Origin of the sequence: Streptomyces megasporus (genome assembly GCF_000718985.1) — a bacterium.
Classification (GTDB): domain Bacteria; phylum Actinomycetota; class Actinomycetes; order Streptomycetales; family Streptomycetaceae; genus Streptomyces; species Streptomyces megasporus.
The window spans coordinates 1-835 of the sequence record NZ_JODL01000073.1; the positions used below are offsets into that span (position 1 = coordinate 1).

Here is an 835-nt window from a genome sequence, read left to right on the forward strand (position 1 = left end):
TCTCGGAGATCGATCACGTGGTGCTGGTCGGCGGCTCCACCCGGATGCCGGCCGTCTCCGAACTGGTCAAGGAACTGACCGGCGGCAAGGAGGCCAACAAGGGCGTCAACCCCGACGAGGTGGTCGCCATCGGCGCCTCGCTGCAGGCCGGCGTCCTCAAGGGCGAGGTCAAGGACGTCCTGCTGCTGGACGTCACCCCGCTGTCCCTGGGCATCGAGACCAAGGGCGGCATCATGACCAAGCTGATCGAGCGGAACACCACCATCCCCACCAAGCGGTCGGAGATCTTCACCACCGCCGAGGACAACCAGCCCTCGGTGCAGATCCAGGTCTACCAGGGCGAGCGGGAGATCGCCGCCTACAACAAGAAGCTGGGCATGTTCGAGCTGACCGGGCTGCCGCCGGCGCCGCGCGGGGTGCCGCAGATCGAGGTCACCTTCGACATCGACGCCAACGGCATCATGCACGTGTCCGCCAAGGACCTGGGCACCGGCAAGGAGCAGCGGATGACCGTCACCGGCGGTTCGGCGCTGCCGCGCGAGGACATCGAGCGGATGATGCGGGAGGCCGAGCAGTACGCCGAGGAGGACCACCGGCGGCGGGAGGCGGCCGAGACCCGCAACCAGGCCGAGCAGTTGGTGTACACCACGGAGAAGTTCCTGGCCGACAACGCGGAGAAGGTGCCCGGCGAGGTGAAGGCCGAGGTGGAGGCCGCGGTGGCGGAGCTGAAGGAGAGGCTGAAGGGGGAGGACACCGCGGCGATCCGGGAGGCGTCGGAGAAGGTGGCCTCCACCAGCCAGAAGCTCGGGCAGGCGCTGTACGCCGACGCCCAGGG

1 protein-coding gene is annotated in these 835 nt (G+C 68.6%); it reads left to right on the forward strand.

Annotation, left to right across the window (positions count from 1 at the left end; all coding sequences use genetic code 11):
• A partial coding sequence (locus tag IF47_RS0126685) for an Hsp70 family protein (protein WP_031511584.1) occupies window positions 1-835 on the forward strand: 835 nt, incomplete at both ends.